The sequence below is a fragment of the Corallococcus sp. CA047B genome (assembly GCF_003612065.1).
Lineage (GTDB): Bacteria > Myxococcota > Myxococcia > Myxococcales > Myxococcaceae > Corallococcus > Corallococcus praedator.
Genome location: NZ_RAWD01000693.1, coordinates 1 through 781, shown reverse-complemented (window position 1 = coordinate 781; position 781 = coordinate 1). Strand labels below are relative to the sequence as shown.

Annotated in this window: 1 protein-coding gene; it reads left to right on the top strand. The window is 77.6% G+C overall.

What is annotated here, in order from left to right:
- Positions 1-781 (top strand): lipopolysaccharide assembly protein LapB (locus tag D7X74_RS42215; RefSeq protein WP_120538496.1); only part of this gene is annotated, 781 nt, incomplete at both ends.

The following is a 781-nucleotide window of genomic DNA, read 5'->3' as shown; positions in this document are numbered from 1 at the left end:
GCCGCACGCCGGGGAGCCTTCGCTCGCGACCGCGCCGCGCCTGCTCGACCCGAACGAGGCCGCCCCGGTGGAGGCCCCTGTCCAGGGCGACCTCCTGGCGCTGCCGCACGTGCACGCCCGCCGCGTGGACCACGTGGCCCGCGCCCAGGGCCTCCGTGAGCTGGGCGACCTGTCCGGCGCCGTGACCGAGCTGCGCCGCGCGCTCCATGACGACCCGGGCGACACCGACACCCTGGCGCAGCTCGCGCGCACCGCCCGGCTGGCCGGGGACACGGGGCTGGCCCTGGACGCCTACGCCCGGCTGGCCCAGGCGGAGCCCACCGAAGCGGGGGCCCTGGTGCAGCAGGCGCGGCTGCTGGTGGCGCAGGGTCGCTTCGCCGACGCGGTCCCCGTGGGCGAGGAGGCCCTCCTGCGCAACCCCGAGGACGCGGAGGTGTACCAGGTGCTCGGCCGCGCCCACCTGGGCGCCAACGAGCTGGGCCCCGCCATCCTGCGCTTCCAGCAGGCGGTGCACCTGGATCCGGAGCACGGCCATGCGCTCAACAACCTGGGGTTCGCCTACCTGCGCGCCAGCGACAACGCCCGCGCCGTGGAGGTCCTCACCCAGGCCGCGGCCCTCCTGCCCCACGTGGCCTACGTGCAGAACAACCTGGGCGTCGCCTGCGAGCGCCTGGGACGCCTGGAGGAGGCCCGCGCCGCGTACGCCGCCGCCACCCGGCTGTCGCCCCGCTACGTGCAGGCCCGCGTCAACGCGGAGCGCGTGGCCCGGGCCGACCCCGCC